This is a genomic window from Mycobacterium sp. PSTR-4-N, assembly GCF_022348085.1.
Classification (GTDB): Bacteria; Actinomycetota; Actinomycetes; order Mycobacteriales; family Mycobacteriaceae; genus Mycobacterium.
In genome coordinates this window covers 46,972-64,792 of the sequence record NZ_JAKRFN010000015.1, presented here as the reverse complement: position 1 = coordinate 64,792, position 17,821 = coordinate 46,972, and the positions used below count along the sequence as shown (strand labels likewise).

At 68.9% G+C, this 17,821-nt stretch carries 15 protein-coding genes; 6 read left to right on the top strand and 9 right to left on the bottom strand.

Annotation, left to right across the window (positions count from 1 at the left end; all coding sequences use genetic code 11):
* Nucleotides 1-44: 44 nt before the first annotated feature.
* From MHN84_RS19240 to MHN84_RS19230, 3 genes are read left to right on the top strand one after another with little or no spacing between them, the layout of a single operon-like run.
* Nucleotides 45-320, top strand: a complete 276-nt coding sequence (locus tag MHN84_RS19240; protein ID WP_241206102.1) for a hypothetical protein — start codon at nucleotides 45-47, stop codon at nucleotides 318-320.
* Entirely contained in the window at nucleotides 317-1,873 is a 1,557-nt protein-coding gene (locus tag MHN84_RS19235; protein ID WP_241206101.1) for an alpha/beta hydrolase, read from the top strand. The genes MHN84_RS19240 and MHN84_RS19235 overlap by 4 nt, the downstream gene beginning before the upstream one ends.
* 44 nt (nucleotides 1,874-1,917) lie before the next feature.
* On the top strand, nucleotides 1,918-3,000 hold the full coding sequence (locus tag MHN84_RS19230) for a spore photoproduct lyase family protein (protein ID WP_241206100.1): 1,083 nt from the start codon (nucleotides 1,918-1,920) through the stop codon (nucleotides 2,998-3,000).
* Nucleotides 3,001-3,004: 4 nt separating this feature from the next.
* Here the strand turns inward: MHN84_RS19230 and MHN84_RS19225 are convergent, their stop codons facing one another.
* The 8 genes from MHN84_RS19225 to dop form a co-directional block, all read right to left on the bottom strand.
* Complete coding sequence (locus MHN84_RS19225; protein ID WP_241206099.1) at nucleotides 3,005-4,852, bottom strand: putative nucleotidyltransferase substrate binding domain-containing protein; 1,848 nt, start codon at nucleotides 4,850-4,852, stop codon at nucleotides 3,005-3,007.
* Complete coding sequence (locus MHN84_RS19220) at nucleotides 4,827-6,350, bottom strand: GMC family oxidoreductase (protein WP_241206098.1); 1,524 nt, start codon at nucleotides 6,348-6,350, stop codon at nucleotides 4,827-4,829. Before MHN84_RS19220 ends, MHN84_RS19225 begins: the two co-directional genes overlap by 26 nt.
* Nucleotides 6,343-7,878, bottom strand: a complete 1,536-nt coding sequence (locus tag MHN84_RS19215) for an APC family permease (protein ID WP_241206097.1) — start codon at nucleotides 7,876-7,878, stop codon at nucleotides 6,343-6,345. The genes MHN84_RS19220 and MHN84_RS19215 overlap by 8 nt, the downstream gene beginning before the upstream one ends.
* A 15-nt stretch (nucleotides 7,879-7,893) precedes the next feature.
* Entirely contained in the window at nucleotides 7,894-9,393 is a 1,500-nt protein-coding gene (locus MHN84_RS19210; protein ID WP_241206096.1) for an aldehyde dehydrogenase family protein, read from the bottom strand.
* Nucleotides 9,394-9,484: 91 nt separating this feature from the next.
* Entirely contained in the window at nucleotides 9,485-10,219 is a 735-nt protein-coding gene (prcA, locus tag MHN84_RS19205) for a proteasome subunit alpha (RefSeq protein WP_241206095.1), read from the bottom strand.
* Nucleotides 10,216-11,142 carry a proteasome subunit beta gene (gene prcB, locus MHN84_RS19200; protein WP_241206094.1) on the bottom strand — a complete coding sequence of 309 codons (927 nt, stop codon included), beginning with the start codon at nucleotides 11,140-11,142 and terminating at the stop codon, nucleotides 10,216-10,218. The genes prcA and prcB overlap by 4 nt, the downstream gene beginning before the upstream one ends.
* On the bottom strand, nucleotides 11,139-11,333 hold the full coding sequence (locus MHN84_RS19195) for a ubiquitin-like protein Pup (RefSeq protein ID WP_046365221.1): 195 nt from the start codon (nucleotides 11,331-11,333) through the stop codon (nucleotides 11,139-11,141). The genes prcB and MHN84_RS19195 overlap by 4 nt, the downstream gene beginning before the upstream one ends.
* 107 nt (nucleotides 11,334-11,440) lie before the next feature.
* Nucleotides 11,441-12,949 carry a depupylase/deamidase Dop gene (dop, locus tag MHN84_RS19190; protein ID WP_241206093.1) on the bottom strand — a complete coding sequence of 503 codons (1,509 nt, stop codon included), beginning with the start codon at nucleotides 12,947-12,949 and terminating at the stop codon, nucleotides 11,441-11,443.
* 95 nt (nucleotides 12,950-13,044) lie between these two features.
* Between dop and MHN84_RS19185 the strand changes: the two genes are divergently transcribed.
* From MHN84_RS19185 to MHN84_RS19175, 3 genes are read left to right on the top strand one after another with little or no spacing between them, the layout of a single operon-like run.
* A complete protein-coding gene (locus MHN84_RS19185) occupies nucleotides 13,045-14,223 on the top strand; it encodes a hypothetical protein (RefSeq protein ID WP_241206092.1) in 1,179 nt (392 codons plus the stop codon).
* Complete coding sequence (locus MHN84_RS19180) at nucleotides 14,214-15,386, top strand: hypothetical protein (protein WP_374238391.1); 1,173 nt, start codon at nucleotides 14,214-14,216, stop codon at nucleotides 15,384-15,386. The genes MHN84_RS19185 and MHN84_RS19180 overlap by 10 nt, the downstream gene beginning before the upstream one ends.
* Nucleotides 15,383-15,997 carry a hypothetical protein gene (locus tag MHN84_RS19175; RefSeq protein ID WP_241206090.1) on the top strand — a complete coding sequence of 205 codons (615 nt, stop codon included), beginning with the start codon at nucleotides 15,383-15,385 and terminating at the stop codon, nucleotides 15,995-15,997. The genes MHN84_RS19180 and MHN84_RS19175 overlap by 4 nt, the downstream gene beginning before the upstream one ends.
* Here the strand turns inward: MHN84_RS19175 and arc are convergent.
* Nucleotides 15,994-17,814: a proteasome ATPase gene (gene arc / locus MHN84_RS19170; protein WP_241206089.1), complete on the bottom strand. Its 1,821-nt coding sequence runs from the start codon at nucleotides 17,812-17,814 to the stop codon at nucleotides 15,994-15,996. The two genes, MHN84_RS19175 and arc, sit on opposite strands and share 4 nt — an antisense overlap.
* Nucleotides 17,815-17,821 lie beyond the last annotated feature (7 nt).

Here is a 17,821-nt window from a genome sequence, read left to right as displayed (position 1 = left end):
TGGATAACTCCCGGTGCGGCGCCGTTCGAATGCCAGCATGAACCATGGGGGAAATCACGCGGGTCGATGTCGAGCGCCTGATCCAGCTGGCTGATCGCATCGCCGGGATCGCCGACGACATCGAGGGGCTCCGGTGCCCGGCCCTGGACACCGCCGCCCTGCCCGGTTCGGCCGTCGCCGCCGTGACGGCCGCCCCGGTGCTGACCGACGAGTTCGACGACATGGTCGCCGGCCTACGGGGGTGGGCGCTGGCCGCGCGCCGCTCGGCCGAGGCGTTCGAGCGGGCAGACCGGGACGCCGCCGACCGGGTGGGCGGGTGACGCCGCTGACGGTGCCGCAGGCGCAGACCTGGCGGCCCGAGGCGCTGGCCGACCTCGCCCAGCGCTGGGATGCGACCGCGCGTCGCCTCGACGACGCCGCCGATGACGTCGCGGCACTGGCCGAGGCAGGCCGGGAGTACTGGGCGGGCCGCTCGGCCGACGCTGCCGCGGACCGCGCGCGCGAGCTCGCCTCCGCAGCCGCCGCCCGGTCGCGGGCGATGATCGCGGCATCGGTGGCCGCCGGCGATGGCGGCAGCCAGATCGCCACGGTCAGAGGCGATCTGCTCGACATCGTGGACACGGCCCGACGCGACGGCTTCGTCGTCGCCGACGACGGATCGGTGACCCACACCGGCGTCGCCGACCCGACACTGGTCCTGCTGGCCGGCGGCAACGCTGCAGCGGCCGCCGAGATGCTCGAGGTGCGCGGGGCCCATCTGCAGGCGGAGATCATCGCGGGCCTTCGGCGGCTGGGCACCGCCGACGAGGACGCCGCCGCCGACATCACGGCGGCGATGAAGCCCGAGGCCGCGGGCGGCCCGGCGGCGAACGTGCCCGTCGGCGCGGTGAATGAGTGGCCGCGGATGGGGCAGGACGCGATCGCGGCGCAGATCGCGGCGATGACCGCCGAGCAGCGCGACCGACTGGCCGCCGAGTTCCCCCGCGAGGTGGGCAACACCGACGGCGTGCCCTGGTCGATGCGGATCGCCGCGAACCGGGTCAACATCGCCGAGGCGATCCTCGCCGAATCGGGCGACGACGACGGTTCCCGGCGCCGGCTCACCCTCTACCGGGATCTGCTCGCCGAGGTCGACGATCCGAACCATGCCGGTGATCGCATCCGGCGACAGATCATCGGCTTCGACCCCGCCCGCGCGTCGCTGATCGAACTGCACGGCGACCTGGCCTCGGCGCGCGGCGTCGCCGTGCTGGTGCCCGGGGTCAACACCACGATCGAGGGCTCGGCGGCCAACACCGCGACGGCCCGCCGATTCGTGACGGGCTCAGGTGGGGAGGCCGCCGTGATCACCTACCTCGGTGGCCCGTTCCCCCAGGTGCACAACCCGCTGGCCGTGCTGCTCGACGCGGCCGACCCCGACAAGGCGCTGGCCATGGCACCGCGCCTGGTCGCGTTCACCGAGGACGTCGACCGATCGGTCGCCCCCGGTGTGCCCGTGACGGTCATCGGCCATTCCTACGGCGGCTCGATCGTCGGCACGGCCGAGACGATGGGCATGACGTCGGACCGCACCCTGTTCCTGGCCGCGGCCGGCGCCGGCGTCGGGGTCGACGACCCGTCCGATTGGCACAACCGCAACCCTGACGTCGTGCGGTTCTCGATGACAGCACCGGGCGACTTCATCGAGGCGGTGCAGGGCATTCCGGGCGGTCCGCACGGCGCGGACCCCGACGAGATGCCCGGGGTGATCCCGCTGGCCGCCGGCCGGTACGACGACGGCAGCCCGGTGGCGGGGTTCGGCGCCCACAGCGGCATGCTGAACCGGCCCTCGGATGCTTGGCGCACCATCCTCGCGGTCATCACCGGAGACTGAGCTCGCGGAATCAGGACAAGATCACTCCTGTTGCACCTCGGGCGATGACGATCACCCATCCTCCGGTCTTGTGGACGCCGCAGCGTGTCCTGGTCACGAAATCAGCAGCAGAACTGCCCCACGGCGCCGAGATCATCAGCCGGTGCGAGGCCGCCGGTGTGCCCACCATCGAGGTCCTCGCCGGCGATCGGCTGCCTTCGCTGCGCGGCGACGACGACCGGTCCACCTACTCATCGGCCAAACAGACGTTGGCGGTCGTCGTGGCACCGCCGTCGAAACGCCGCATGCAGCCGATCCCACCCAGTGCGGACTGGCGCATGGACCTGGCGCAAGGGTGTCCCGGGCACTGCCAGTACTGCTATCTCGCCGGCTCCCTGAGCGGACCGCCGATCACGCGGGTGTACGCCAACCTGCCCGACATCCTGGCCGGTATGGACGAGCACGTGGGCCGCGGCACCGTCACGTCGGCCTCGGCGCGCGCCGAGGAAGGAACCACGTTCGAGGCGTCCTGCTACACCGATCCCCTGGCGCTCGAACACCTGACCGGCTCGCTGTCGGCGGCCATCAGCCACGTCGGCACCCATGACTGGGCCGCACCGGTGGGCCTGCGCTTCACCACCAAGTACGGCAACGTCGCCCCGCTGCTCGATCTCCCCCACCGGGGTCGCACCAGGGTGCGGGTGTCGGTCAACGCCCAGGAGGTCGCCGGCCGCTTCGAGGGCGGGACGGCGAGGCTCCCACGGCGGGTGGCGGCGCTGGCCCAGCTCGCCACCGCGGGCTATCCGGTGGGCCTCACGATCGCGCCGATCATGCCGATCCCGGACTGGCGCAACACCTACGGGGCGCTGCTGCGGTCGGTGGCGGACGCGACCGCCGAGATCGCCGATCTGGATCTGACCGTCGAGTGCATCACCCACCGGTTCACCGCGGCCAGCAAGGACGTGCTGACGTCGTGGTATCCCCGCACCAAGCTGGAGATGGACGAATCCGTGCGCACCCGCAAGTACGGCAAGTTCGGCGCGGCCAAGTACGTCTACCCCAAAGAGACCATGGCACAACTGCATTCATGGTTCGACAGCGAGCTCGCCGCGACCTTGCCGTCTGCGCGCGCGCTCTACTGGACCTGACCCGCTACCGGCCGGACAACCCGACGGTGCCGACACGGCGTCGCACGGCGGCGATCTCGCGCAGGCCGTCACCGAGTTGACTGCGATCCAACGGCGATAGTTCCGAGGACGCGACGATGTCTCCGGGCGGGCGGCCGGCGCTGATCTGTTGGACCTGATGTGCCATCCGCATGCGCTGCAGCATCGTGAACACCTCGGTCAGCGTGCCGGCGTCCCGGTCGGTCAGCGCGCCGGCCTGCGCGGCCGCGGCGAGCCGGGTAGGCGTCGCCGCCGACGTCACCCCCGCCACCAGACCGCCCCAGCGTGCAAGGTTCACGATCGGGGTGACCGCGTGGTTCTTGAGGTCGAACGTTCCTCCGCGCCGCGACAACACGTCGCGCAGCGAGCGGGTACGCATCCGGCCCGACAGCGCGTCGAGCAACTGCAGGCGCAACGCCTCCGGGTACTGCTCGCGGATGCGGTGGTAGGCCGATGGCACCGTGTGCAATCCCGGATCACCCCAGACGACGCGGCCGTCGATCAGCAGCGAGGAGAACATCAACCCCCGCCCCTGCAGCGGTTCGGCGAGCCAGCCCTGCGCGGCGGTACGCCACTCCGACTGGGAGCGTGAGAATTTCGGCTTGTCGCCGGTGGCGCCGTTGCGATCGGTCGGCAGACCTGCCTGCGCGAGCAGTTCGTGGACGTCGGCGGCGATCTGCCGGAACCGGCCGGCGTCCGCTCCGAGGTCGTCGCGCCACGACACCGCGCTGTCGACGTCCGAGGACGGCATCGCTTCGCGGCGCGCGACACTGCCCAGGGTGAGCCAGGCGAAGCCGTCCGGCGGCGGATCGTCCGCGTGCGCCACGACGATTTCCACCGCGCGACGCACGAGGCTGTCCACGACGACCGACAGGATCGCGCTCGTGGCCACCGCCTTGGTGCCGTTGCGGAACAGATCGACAGCGGTACCGGTGACCTGCCGGCCCACCTCGCGCAGCGTGGCGGCGTCTTCGGCCTGCGCGATCGAGCGGCGAAGCAGGAAACTCTGGCGCGCCGACGCCGCCAGCAGGTCGGCGTCTTCGAGGACGCCGAGCACCTCCCCTCGCGGCGTCAGCACAGGCATGTGCCGGAGCCCGCACTCCAGCATCTCCATCAGTACGCTGTCGGCCGTCAGATCCGCGGTGACGGTGCGCGCAGGTGCGCTCATCACCGACGCGATGGGCACGTCGACGGACCGGCCCGCCGCCACCACCCGGGTCCGCAGATCGCGGTCGGTGAAAATCCCCAGACCCCCGTCAGGCAACCGGATCAGCGCGTAGGACACGTGGTGCTCGGTCATCTCGGTCACCACATCGCGCACGGTCTCGTCCGGTGCGACCAGCAGGACCTCGCCGTGGACCAACTCCGACACCGGCCGGGCGTCGGTGGCCGGCGCGATGGTCGCCCGCTCGGCAGCGCGGTTCCATCCCGACGCGGCGAGAAATGCCAGCCCGGTCGGCTTGGCGAACTGCTGCTGCACCAGGGTGCCGGGCAGCCTGATCAACGTGCTGGGTGTGGACGTCCTCGCCTGGAAGTCCATTCCGGCACCGCTGAGCAGAGGCAGGTAGCCGAAGATGCCGCCCGGTCCGACGACATCGATCAACGCGCCGTCCCCACTGCCACGCAGCGTGACAAGCCCGTCGCGCACCATCCACACGGCGTCGGGTACGCGGGAGGCGTAGTCGGCCACGACGACGTCGGCGGGAAACGCCTCGATCGCAGCGCCCTGCGCCAGCGCTCTCAGCTCGTCGTCGGTCGCCGCCTGGAACGGGGTGTGCTCGGCCAGGAACCGGGGCAGCCCGGCGTGCTCAGCCGGCTCGGATGAGGTCGGCACACTTCTCCGCCATCGTCATCACCGTGATGTTCGGGTTCACCGCAGGCAGTTTCGGCATCGCCGACGCGTCCACCACGCGCAGGCCCGTGACGCCCTTGACTCTCAGCGCAGGGTCGAGCACCGCCATCGGATCCGACGCCGCACCCATCCGCGCGGTCGCGGCCGGGTGGTAGACGGTGTTGTGGCACTGATGGATGTAGTCGAGCAGCTCGTCGTCGGTCGTCGCGTCGGGCCCGGGCGCGAGCTCTCGCGCCACCCAGGGCGCCAGCGGCGACTGTTCGGCGATCCGGCGGGCCAGCTTCACCCCGGCGAGCATGATTCGGTCGTCGTAGCCGTCCGGATCGGTGAAGTAGCGAGGGTCGACGCGGGGACGGTCGCGGAAATCGCGGGTGCTCAGTCGCACCGTGCCCCGCGAGTGGCCCTGAGTCACGTTGGGCGTCAAGCAGAATCCGTTGTCGGTGGTCGGGTAGCCGCGGCGCAGCGTGTTCATGTCGAACGGCACGCTGCCGTAGTGCATCATCAGGTCGGGTTGGCGCACGCCCTCGTCGATCGTCGTGAACAGCCCGATCTCCCACCACTGCGTCGAGGTGGTCACCATCGGCTGGGCGGCCTCCCAGAACACCAGCCCCTCGACATGGTCGTCGAGATTGGCGCCCACTCCCGGCGAGTCGACACGGACGTCGATGCCGATCTCGCGCAGATGCGCCGTCGGCCCGATCCCGGAGAGCATCAACAACTTCGGGGTGTCGATGGCGCCGGCGGTGACGATCACCTCACGGCGGGCCGCGACGGTGTCGTAGCCGGTCAGATCCGGCCGCTGGTAGCGCACCCCGGTCGCCCGTAGCGCGTCGTCGAACAAGATCTCCGACACCCAGGTGTCGGTCCGGACCTCCAGGTTCGTGCGCGTGCCCAGAATGGGGTGCAGGAACGCGTGCGAGGTGGAGTTCCGGATGCCGTCATCACCGGCGTTGATCTGGAACCAGCCGGCGCCGTTGCGCACCGTCTCGCCCCGGTTGAACGACACCGTGGGCAGCCCGACCATCGCCGCGGCCTCGAGAACCGCTGCGCCGCAGGGATCGTCGGGTGGAACGTCGCGCAGCGTCACCGTCTGGGTGAGTCGGTCGACCAGTGGGAGCACCTCGGCCGCGCTCCAGCCCGTCGCCCCCATCGCGGCCCACTCGTCGAGCGCCTCGGCCGGCGGATGGAAGGCGATGCACGAGTTGTGCGAGGAACACCCGCCGAGCACCCTCGCGCGGGCGTGCCGCATGAAGGAGTTGCCCCGCTCCTGGGGTTCGACCGGGTAGTCCCAGTCGTAGCCGGAGTCCAGCAGCTGCATCCACTCCGAGAGCACCAGGATCTTGTCGTCGCCGACGTCCGACGGTCCCGCCTCGATCAGACACACGGTGACAGCGGGGTCCTCGGACAACCGGGCGGCGAGCACACAGCCTGCGGTGCCACCCCCGGCGATGACATAGTCGAACACGCCCGTCTCAGCCATCGGCGCGCGCCTCCGCCACGCTCTCGGCGGCGTGGGACTTCAGCGTGCCGATGTGGTTGCGTCCCTTGATTGCGTACCAGAGCAGACCCGAGCCGACGATCACACCGATGTAGACGAACGCACCCCAGGTGTTGTACCAGGGGTCGCCGTACACGGCGACGCGTGGCCACGCCAGGTTGAGTGCCATGCTCGCCCCCCACAGGACCGCGAAGATGTTCACGGGCAGGCCCCACTTGCCCATGGTGAAGTAGCCGCCTTCTTTCAGATCGGCGGGCGGCCACTGCCCCTGGAAGCGCTTCTTGAGCATCGGGGCGGTGACCATCAGGTACGCCAGGTAGATCATGATGATCGCGATCGAGGTCAGCACGGTGAAGATCTTGGGCTGACTGATGTTGATCGCCAGGATGATCGCGGCGATGACGCCGATGGTCACGGCCGGCACGATCGGGGTCTGCGTCTTCGGGTTCACCGTGGCCAGCTTCTCCCCGAACGGCAACGCGTTGTCCCGCGCCATTGCGAACGACAGCCGGATCGCCGCGGTGTGCACGGCCAGGGTGCAGACCGTCACCGCCACCACGATGCAGACGAGGAACACCTTGCCCAGCGGGCCCCACATCACCTGCTCGACGATGTACTGCAGGCCGCCGCTGCTCTCGCCGATCTGGGGGTCGTTCAGGTCCGGGGCGGACATCACCGCGAACACCAGGATGCCGCCGCCGATCACGAACGAGGCGAGGATCGCGCGGAAGATGGCCTTGGGCGCGGTCTTTCGCGGTTCCACGGTCTCCTCTCCCAGTGAGCTCGCGGTGTCGAAGCCGTACATCACGTAGAGCGAGGCCAGCGACGCGATGAAGAAGGCGCCGAGGTAGCCGAAGCTCTCCCCCGCGCCGTAACCGTTGGTGGAGAAGAAGACGTCGGGCCCGCGCTTGACGTTGATCGCGAGGATGATCACGATCAGCACCGCGGCGATCAGCTCGATGAACACCCCGGCGCTGTTGATCATCGACATCAGCCTGACGCCGAGTGCATTGACCAGCGTGGTGAACACGATGAGCACGGTGCCGAGAACGACGGCGTTGGTGGCGAAGTCGTAGGTGCCGGTGCCGTCGCCGATGATCTGGAATCCGCTCCACAGCCGCGGCAGGTTCAGTTGATACGCGAGCACCACCGCGGAGATCGTGACGATGGATGCGGTCAGCATCAGCCATCCCGACGTCCAGCCGACCAGCCGGCTTCCGAGCTTTTTGCTCCAGTTGTAGACCGAGCCCGCGACGGGGTACTTCGCCGCCAGTTCCATGAAGCACAGCGCGACGGCCATCTGGCCGACGAACACCATCGGCCAGGACCACAGGTACGCGGGCCCGCCCGTACCGAACCCGAAGTAGAACAGCTGGAACGTGCCGGTCAGGATCGAGATGTAGCTGACGCCCGCCGCGAAGCTGGCGAACTTCCCGATGCTGCGGTCCAGGGACTCCTTGTAGCCGAAGTCCTCCATGCCGCTGTCGGGGTGAGGCTGTTTGATCACCATGAGAGTGCCCTTCTGCTAGCGGACGGGGTTCGTGAACCAGCCCGCGGGGGCGGGCGCCGTGTTGTGCCAGATGTGTTTGAGCTCTTGGTATTCGGCCAGCCCGGTGGGTCCGAGTTCGCGTCCGTTACCGGAGGCTCCGAACCCGCCCCACTCCGCGCCGGCGGTGTAGTAGCCGAAGTCGTTGAGCCACACGGTGCCGTGCCGCAGCGCGCGTACCACGCGTTCGCCCCGAGCCGAATCCGACGTGCGGACACCGGCGGCCAGCCCGTACCGCGTGTCGTTGCCCAGCGCGATCGCCTCGTCCTCGCCTGTGAAGCGCTCCACGGTCATGATCGGCCCGAACGTCTCCTCGGCGACGATGCGCATCGACCGGTCGCAGCGGTCGAAGATCGTCGGCAGATAGAAGAACCCGTTCGCCAGGGCGGGGTCGGTGGGCCGCGACCCGCCGCACACCAGCTTCGCTCCTTCTGAGATTCCCAGCGCCACATAGCTTTCGACCTTGGCGCGATGCTGTTCGGAGACCAGGGGCCCGGTCTCACTGGCCGGGTCGAGCCCGTTGCCGACGCGAATCGTGGCCGCTCGTTCGGCCAGCGCGGCGACGAAGTCGTCGGCGATGGACTCCTCGAGGATCACCCGGGTGCCCGCCGAGCACACCTGTCCGGAGTGCAGGAACACCCCGGTGAGGACGTGGTCGACGGCGGCGTCCCAGTCCCCGCTGTCGCGGACGTCGGCGAACACGATGTGGGGGTTCTTACCGCCGAGTTCGAGAGCCACCTTGGTGACGTGCGCGGCGGCGGTCGCGGCGATGGTGCGCCCGGTCGACAGGCCGCCGGTGAACGAGATGAAGTCGACGTCCGGGTTGTCGGTGAGTGCGGCGCCCAACGTTGCACCGCTACCCTGCACCAGGTTCACCACACCCGGCGGCAGGCCCGCCTCGTCGAGCAGATGGACGAACGCGATGGTGCTCAACGGGGTGACTTCGCTGGGTTTGGCGACCATGGTGCAGCCGGCCGCCAACGCCGGAGCCACCTTCCACGACATCTGCAGCAGCGGATAGTTCCACGGCGCGATGAGCACGCACACGCCGATCGGTTCGGCGACCACCCGACTGATCACCGTCGGGTCCCCGACGTCGACGAGCGTGTCGGTCTCGACACCGATCAACCGCGCGTAATACCGGAACACCGAGGTGACGTCGTCGATGTCGATACGACTCTCCGCCAACGTCTTTCCGGTGTCACGTGTCTCCAGCAGCGCGAGGTCTTCTTTGTCGCGCTGCAACAGTTCCGCGACCCGGTGCAGCAGCGCGGACCGCTCGGATGCCGGAGTGGCACGCCAGGATCCGTCGTCGAAAGTGGCGCGGGCCGCCGCAACGGCGGCCACCGCGTCGTCAGGGGTGGCTTCGTCGACCACCGCGGCGACACTGCCGTCGGCGGGGTCGACGATGTCGCGGGTGCCGCCGTCGGAGGCGTGCCGCCATGCACCACCGATACAGAGGTCGGGTTGACCGTCCATGCCGCTGCGGCCTCCTCGCCTGGTGTCTCGACGTCGCCAGCGGGGACACTACCCAGTCAGGACACCATGCGCGCGGAGAACGGGAAGGAGGTCAGCCTTCGGTGCTGTCGGCAGCCGCCGTATCCGTGGCGGGCAGAAGCGCCTCGAGCGCGGCGCCGGTGATGCGGCGGAACGCCCGCCGCGGTCGGTTGGCGTCGAGCACGGCGACCTCGAGGGTGCTCGGGCCCAGTGTGCGCGGCTCGCTGCCGTTGCCGCCGGCGCCCAGCGCGGTCACCGCGATGGACACGGCCTCGCCCAGGCTCAGGTTCTCCTGGTACGACTCGGTCAGCGCTGTTGAGATCGGCTCGGTCGTCCCGCCCATCACCACGAAATGCGGCTCGTCGGCGATCGATCCGTCATAGGTGATCCGATACAGCTCCGGCGGTTTGGTCTCGCCGTAGTGGGCCACCTCGGCCACGCACAGCTCCACCTCGTACGGTTTGGCCTGCTCGGTGAAGATGGTCCCGAGAGTCTGGGCGTAGACGTTGGCCAGCTGGCGGCCGGTGACGTCGCGCCGCGAGTAGGCATAGCCCTGGGTGTCGGCGAAGCGGATACCGCCACTGCGCAGATTGTTGAACTCGTTGAAACGGCCCACGGCGGCGAAGCCGACGCGGTCGTAGAGTTCGCTGACCTTCTGCAGTGAGCGCGACGGATTCTCCGCGACGAACAGCACGCCGTCGGCGTAGGCCAGCGCGATCACACTGCGGCCCCGGGCGATGCCTTTGCGGGCGAGCTCGGAACGCTCGCGCATCGCCTGCTCGGGCGAGATGAAATACGGGAAGCTCACAGCTCGTCACCCCGGACAGGTTCAGCGTCGGGCCCGAAAGTGTCTGCCCGCGAACGGTTGTCGATGATCTCCCGGGCCACCCCGGCGATCTGCTGCTCGGTCACCTCGACCGCGCCGTCTGCCGTGATGACGACTGCGGTCGGGAAGATGCCCCGTACCAGATCGGGGCCACCGGTGGCCGAATCGTCGTCGGCGGCGTCGTAGAGCGCCTCGATCGCCACGCGCAGCGCCGAGTCGGCGTCGCGCACCTGGGAGTAGAGCTTCTTCATCGACGACTTGGCGAAGATCGACCCCGAGCCGACGGACTGGTAGCCCTCCTCTTCGAGGTTGTGGCCGCCCGCGGCGTCGAAGGACACGATGCGCCCGGCCGCCTCGGGGTTCGGATCGTCGAGGTCGTAGCCGGCCAGCAGCGGCAGCGCGATGAAGCCCTGCAACGCGGCCCCCAGATTGCCACGCACCATGGTGGCCAGCCGGTTCACTTTGCCCGAGAACGTCAGCGCGACACCTTCGAGCTTCTCGTAGTGTTCGAGCTCGACGGCGTAGAGGCGGGCGAACTCGACGGCGATGGCCGCGGTGCCCGCGATGCCGGTGACGGTGTAGTCGTCGGTGATGTACACCTTCTGCACGTCACGGCTGGCGATCATGTTGCCCTGGGTGGCGCGACGGTCTCCGGCCATCACCACACCGCCGGGGAACTTCAACGCCACGATCGTGGTGCCGTGCGGCACCACGTCGGTCGGCAGGGCGGCCGGCACCTGACCACCCGAGCCACCCGCGCCCGGGAGCAGGTGCGGCGCCTGGTGACGCAGGAAGTCGGAGAACGACGACGGGTTCACGCCACCGTGCGACAGGCCTGCGGGCAAGGCGTCAAAGGCTCCTGGTACGGGGTGGGCAGAGGTCTGATCGCGATGCGGCCAGGTCACTGTCCACCCTTCTGCACATATGCACGCACGAAGTCTTCTGCGTTCTCTTCCAGGACGTCGTCGATCTCGTCGAGCAGATCGTCGGTCTCCTCGGTCAGCTTCTCGCGGCGCTCCTGGCCGGCAGCCGTGCTGCCGGTGAGGTCGTCGTCCTCGCCGCCTCCGCCGCCGCGCTTGGTCTGCTCCTGCGCCATCGCTGCCTCCTGCGTCTCTGTTCGGACAGTGCCGCCACCCTGGGATGTCGGTGTCCGCCGTTCCCCCACACTACCGGTCAGCCGCCATATTGCCGGGGATAGCCCGGTCAGGTGGTGAGTTGTTCGACCAGCTCCACCGCGCTGTCCACCGAGTCCAGAAGCGCACCGACATGGGATTTGCTGCCCCGCAGCGGTTCGAGTGTCGGGATGCGCACCAGCGAGTCGCCGCCGAGATCGAAGATCACCGAATCCCAGCTGGCCGCGGCGATGTCGGCGCCGAACCGGCGCAGGCACTCTCCGCGGAAGTACGCCCGGGTGTCGGTGGGCGGGTTGTCCACGGCGTCGAGCACCTGCTGCTCGGTGACCAACCGCTGCATCGAGCCGCGCGCCACGAGCCGGTTGTACAGGCCCTTGTCCAGCCGCACATCCGAGTACTGCAGATCGACGAGGTGCAGGCGCGGAGCGTTCCAGCTCAGGTTCTCCCGGCTGCGGAAGCCCTCGAGCAGACGCAGCTTCGCCGGCCAGTCGAGCAGGTCGGCGCACTCCATCGGGTCGCGCTCGAGCAGGTCCAGCACATGGGCCCACGTCTCGAGGACGTGGTTGGCCCGCGGGTCGGGGTCCTTGCTGTCCACCAGCTTCGCCACCCGGTCGAGGTAGATCCGCTGCAGCGCAAGCCCGGTGAGTTCACGGCCGTCGGCCAGCGCCACCGTCGCGCGCAGCGACGGATCCCGGGACAGCACGTGCACGGCGTGCACCGGCCGGGCCAGCGCGAGGTCGCTGAGGTCGATGCCGACGTGCGCCCCCTCCTCGATGACGTCGAGCACCAGAGAGGTGGCGCCGACCTTGAGGTAGGTGGACGTCTCGGCCAGGTTCGCGTCGCCGATGATGACGTGCAGACGACGGTATTTGTCGGCGTCGGCGTGCGGCTCGTCGCGGGTGTTGATGATGCCGCGTTTGAGCGTCGTCTCGAGGCCCACCTCGACCTCGATGTAATCCGAGCGCTGAGACAGCTGAAAGCCCGGCTCGTCGCCCGACGGACCGATACCGACCCGGCCGCTGCCGGTGACCACCTGACGGGACACCAGGAACGGGGTCAGACCGGCGATGACGGCCGAGAACGGCGTCTGCCGCGACATCAGGTAGTTCTCGTGCGTGCCGTACGACGCGCCCTTGCCGTCCACGTTGTTCTTGTAGAGCTGCAGTTTCGCCGCCCCGGGCACGCTCGCGACGTGCCGAGCCGCGGCTTCCATGACCCGCTCGCCGGCCTTGTCCCAGATGACGGCGTCCATCGGGTCGGTGACCTCGGGAGCGGAGTACTCGGGATGGGCGTGGTCGACGTACAGCCGGGCGCCGTTGGTCAGGATCATGTTCGCCGCGCCGACCTCGTCGGCGTCGACGATCGGCGGCGGCCCCGACGAGCGGCTCAGATCGAAGCCCCGGGCATCGCGCAGCGGCGATTCCACCTCGTAATCCCAGCGCGTGCGCTTGGCTCGCTGCAGACCGGCGGCCGCGGCATAGGCGAGAACCGCCTGGGTGGACGTCAAGATCGGATTCGCGGTCGGATCGGACGGCGAGGAGATGCCGTACTCGACCTCCGTTCCGATGATCCGTTGCATGCCGTCCAGCCTAGAGGTGCCCGCCGACCGCCCCGCAGCTGCCCGGTCCGGAAATCCGTCGGTGAGCTGGGCGGCGTGGTGAGATGAGAGCGACCATGATCACCCGTTCCGGCGCCGCCGACCTGCGCTCGGCCGCAGAAGAGTGGTTCCTGCGCCGAGGCCTGCCCGCCGTGCTGCGGCCGGGCACGCTGGTTCGTGGGGTGTGGTCCCGGTCGGCCCCCGCACTGGCCGCGTTCGCGGTGAGCATGGCGTTCTCGATCGTGATCGTCGCGGTGACCGGAAAGCACACGATCGACATCGACGGCACCCCCACCCGCACGGAGTGGTTCGTCCTGGTGATCGTGGTGTTGGTGGCGCCGACGGCGGTCACGGCGGGCCGGCTGGTGTCACGGATCGCCCACCGCCGGCGGCGGGAAGCGGTGTCGGCGGCCGCTGTCGGGGTGGCGGGCCTGGCCGCTGTCTTCGGCGGCCCGAGTGCGCGGATCGTCGTCGACATCGTGGCCGAAGGCGTGGTGATCGCCGTGATCCTGGCGGCCACCGCGACGGGACTGGGGTCGGTGCTGGGCTGGGCCGCGAACGTGACGCTGCGCAATCTCGCCTCGGTGGGCAGCCTGCTGCTGCGGGCGCTGCCGGTGATGCTGTTGACCGTGCTGGTGTTCTTCAACGGCCCGGTGTGGACGATGGCCTCGACGGTGAGCCGGCCCAGATTGTGGCTGGCCCTGCTGTTCCTGTTCGCCATCGCGGCGTCGTTTCTGGTGTCCAGCACCCTCGGCCTGGTCCGCCCCATCCTGACGCCGGAGGCCAAGCGGCCCGAGCATGCCCAGATGCTCGTCGGCACCCCGTTCGAGGCGATGCCCGATCGACCCCGGCGGGTTCCGTTGTCGCGGCCGGAACGGGTGAATGTCGTGTTCGTGCTCGCCCTGTCGCAGATCATCCAGGTGTTGACGGTGGCCGTGGTGACCGGCGCGCTGTTCGGCGTTCTCGGCCTGATCCTCATCAGCCCCGAGCTGCTGGACGCCCTGACCGGCGGGAGCCCGCGCGACGGGCAACTGCTCGGCATGACCCTGCCGATCCCCGCGGCTCTGATCCAACTCACGATGTTCCTGACCGCCCTGACGTTCATGTACCTGTCCGCGCGCGCGGTCACCGACAAGGAGTATCGCCGGCAGTTCGTCGACCCGTCGATCGAGGATCTGTTGCTCACGCTGGTCGCCCGCGATCGCTACCGCACGGCGACGGTGGCGGGCACGTCGGCGCAGGACGGATCCCGGTGAGCGGATCGGCGGTCGAGGCACGCACCATCCACGAGTGGTTCCTGCACCGCGGACTGCCGCTGGTGCTCACCCGGCGGGTTCGGTCCCGGGCGCTGATCGCCCGCGCCGCGCCGGCGGTGGCGGGGGTCGGCGCGCTGACAGCGACAGTCCTGTTGCTGGCCGAATGGACCGGCGGGAACCCCGACGTCGCGGTCTTGCTGCGGCTGGCCGTCATCGCCGTCGTGTTGGCGGCGACGCCGTTCGCGCTGGAGGTCCTGCACCAGCGGTCCACCACCGCGGCGCGGATGGGCCGCCGGACCACCGCCCTGGCGGTGATGGGCATCGCCGTCCTGGTGATGCCGGTCATGGTGTCAGGCTGGTCGGCCGCGGCGCTGGCAGAGGTGCCGGCTTTCGTGGCGGTGACGCTGCTGACCATATGGCTGACCTACATCGGCCTGGGCTCGATCACGCTGTGGGCCTTCCGGTTCGCGTGGGAGCAGGTGGGGGCTCTCGGCACGTTGATGAGCCGGGCGCTGCCGCTGCTGATGCTCACCGTGGTGGTCTACTTCACCGGCGAACTGTGGCAGCTGTCGGCCCGCATGACCCGCGAAAGGCTCTGGCAGACCATCGGTTTCCTCGCTGCGGTGGCTCTGGTGTTCATGGTGACCACGATCCGTGACGAGGTCGGCGCGCTGCGGCAGGACAGGACCCGGCAGTTTGATCCCGCGGCGCTGCTCGCCGACACCCCACTGGCCGGTCTTCCCGCCGGCGCGGCGACACCGCTGTCGCGGGCCGAGCAGGTCAACGTCGTCGCGGTCATGGTGATCGCTCAGGCGATCCAGGTGGTGCTGTTCACCACCGGGCTGTTCGTGTTCTTCGTCGCCCTGGGTTTCGTCGCCGTCCCCTCCGACGTGCTCGTGCTGTGGTCGGGCGAACAGAGTTGTCCCGTCGGCGTACCGCCCTGCGACGGAACGTGGTTCGGCATCCACGTGCCCGTACCGCAGACCGTGGTGCACATGTCGCTGTTCGTCGCCGTGCTCTCCGGCCTGTACTTCACCGTCAGCACCAGCGTCGACCCGCTCTACCGTCAGCGCTTCTTCGAACCACTGATCTCCGACGTCGCGGTCAGCCTGGCCGGCCGCGACACCTACCTGGCGATGCAACGAGAGGAGTCGAACCCGTGACGAACACCGGATTGCGGGGCAAGCGCTATGGCGAGGTGCTGCTGGTCAGTGCCGGACCGGACGGTCCGCAGGCGACCGTCTACAACACCTACCCACTCAACGACTGTCCCCCCGAGCTGTGGAACACGCTCGACGCCGCAGCGATCGCCACCGAGCACGGGGCGCTCGCCGCTCTGCTCAACGGGCCGCGCTACTGGTTGATGGACGCCATCGAGAAGGACATGGGTCCGGATCGCGAGATCGTCACCTTCGGCGGTCTCGACATGTATCGCCAGGCCACCGTCACGCTGTCGTCGATGAATCCGGCGCCCTACGTGCCCAACACGGTCGCGCGTCACGCTGTGTTCGTCTTCGACTCCGGCGCACCGGTGTTCGAGCTCACCGACGCCGACGGCAGGACATGGGTGATGCAGACGTGGAGTCGGATCGTCGACCCGGCGCTGAGCTACGACGACCTGCCCGCACTGGCGGAGCGACTGACACTTCCCGAAGGCTGGACCTTCCGCACCCGCACACCGGAGACCGAGCTGCGCGTCGACACCAGCAGTCAGGCCGCCCAGGTGCTCCAGGACGACCTGACCAACAGCTACTCGCTGGTGTCGCGCGGTTAGAGGTACTGCCCGAGGTTGCTCTCGGTGTCGATGGCCCGGCTGGCACTCGACGACTTCCCGGTGACCAGCGTGCGGATGTAGACGATCCGCTCGCCCTTCTTGCCCGAGATACGGGCCCAGTCATCGGGATTCGTCGTGTTCGGCAGGTCCTCGTTCTCGGCGAATTCGTCGACGATCGAGTCCAGCAGGTGCTGAATGCGCAGACCCGGCTGACCGGTCTCCAGCACGGACTTGATCGCGTTCTTCTTCGCCCTGTCCACCACGTTCTGGATCATCGCCCCGGAGTTGAAGTCCTTGAAGTACATGACTTCCTTGTCACCGTTGGCGTAGGTGACCTCGAGGAACCGGTTGTCGTCGATCTCGGCGTACATCCGCTCGACGACCTTCTCGATCATCGCCTTGATGGTCAGCCTGCGGTCGCCGGTGAACTCGGCGAGGTCGTCGGCGTGGATCGGCAGGTCCTCGGTGAGGTACTTGCTGAAGATGTCCTGCGCCGCCTCGGCGTCGGGCCGCTCGATCTTGATCTTGACGTCCAGGCGGCCGGGCCGCAGGATCGCCGGGTCGATCATGTCCTCGCGGTTGGAGGCGCCGATCACGATGACGTTCTCCAAACCCTCGACACCGTCGATCTCGCTGAGCAGCTGCGGCACCACAGTGGTCTCCACATCGGAGCTCACACCGGTACCGCGGGTGCGGAAGATCGAATCCATCTCGTCGAAGAACACGATCACCGGCGTGCCCTCTGACGCTTTCTCGCGCGCCCGCTGGAAGATCAACCGGATGTGCCGCTCGGTCTCGCCGACGAACTTGTTGAGCAGCTCGGGGCCCTTGATGTTGAGGAAGTACGACTTCGCCTCGCGCGAGTCCTCACCGCGCAGCTCGGCCATCTTCTTGGCCAGCGAGTTGGCCACCGCCTTGGCGATCAGCGTCTTACCGCACCCGGGCGGCCCGTAGAGCAGCACACCCTTGGGCGGCCGCAACGCGTATTCGCGGTACAGGTCCTTGTGCAGGAACGGCAGCTCGACCGCGTCGCGGATCTGCTCGATCTGCCGGGTGAGACCGCCGATGTCGCCGTAGCTGACGTCCGGCACCTCCTCGAGCACGAGGTCTTCGACCTCGGCCTTGGGGATGCGCTCGAAGGCGTAGCCCGCCTTGGTGTCGACCAGCAGCGAGTCCCCCGGCCGGAGCTTGCGCGGCTGATCGTCGCCGAGGCTCGGATCCTCGACCTCGGGCAGGTGCTCGGCGGCGACGAGCGGCTCGGCCAGCCACACGATGCGCTCTTCGTCGGCGTGGCCGACGACGAGGGCGCGGTGACCGTCGGACAGGATCTCGCGCAGGGTGCTGATCTCACCCACGGACTCGTAGTGCCCGGCCTCGACCACGGTGAGCGCCTCGTTCAGGCGAACCGTCTGCCCCTTCTTGAGCACCTTGGTGTCGATGTTCGGCGAGCACGTCAGGCGCATCTTGCGGCCGGAGGTGAACACGTCGACGGTGTCGTCGTCCTGGACCCCCAGCAGAACGCCGTAGCCGCTGGGCGGCTGACCGAGCCGGTCGACCTCCTCGCGCAGCGCCAGCAACTGCTGGCGGGCCTCTTTGAGCGTGTCCATCAGTTTGGCGTTGCGGGCCGCCAGAGAATCGATGCGAGCCTCCAGCTGGTGGACGTCGCGTGCGGCACGCGCGCCGCTCTGCGCGCCCACCGCGCCGTCCAGTTGTTCACGCAGGATCGCCGCTTCCCGACGGAGCTGCTCCAACTCGGCAGCGTCCTCGGCGGACAGCCTTCTCTCGGGGGATGTTCCGGAACGCTCGGACTCACTCATACTGAGC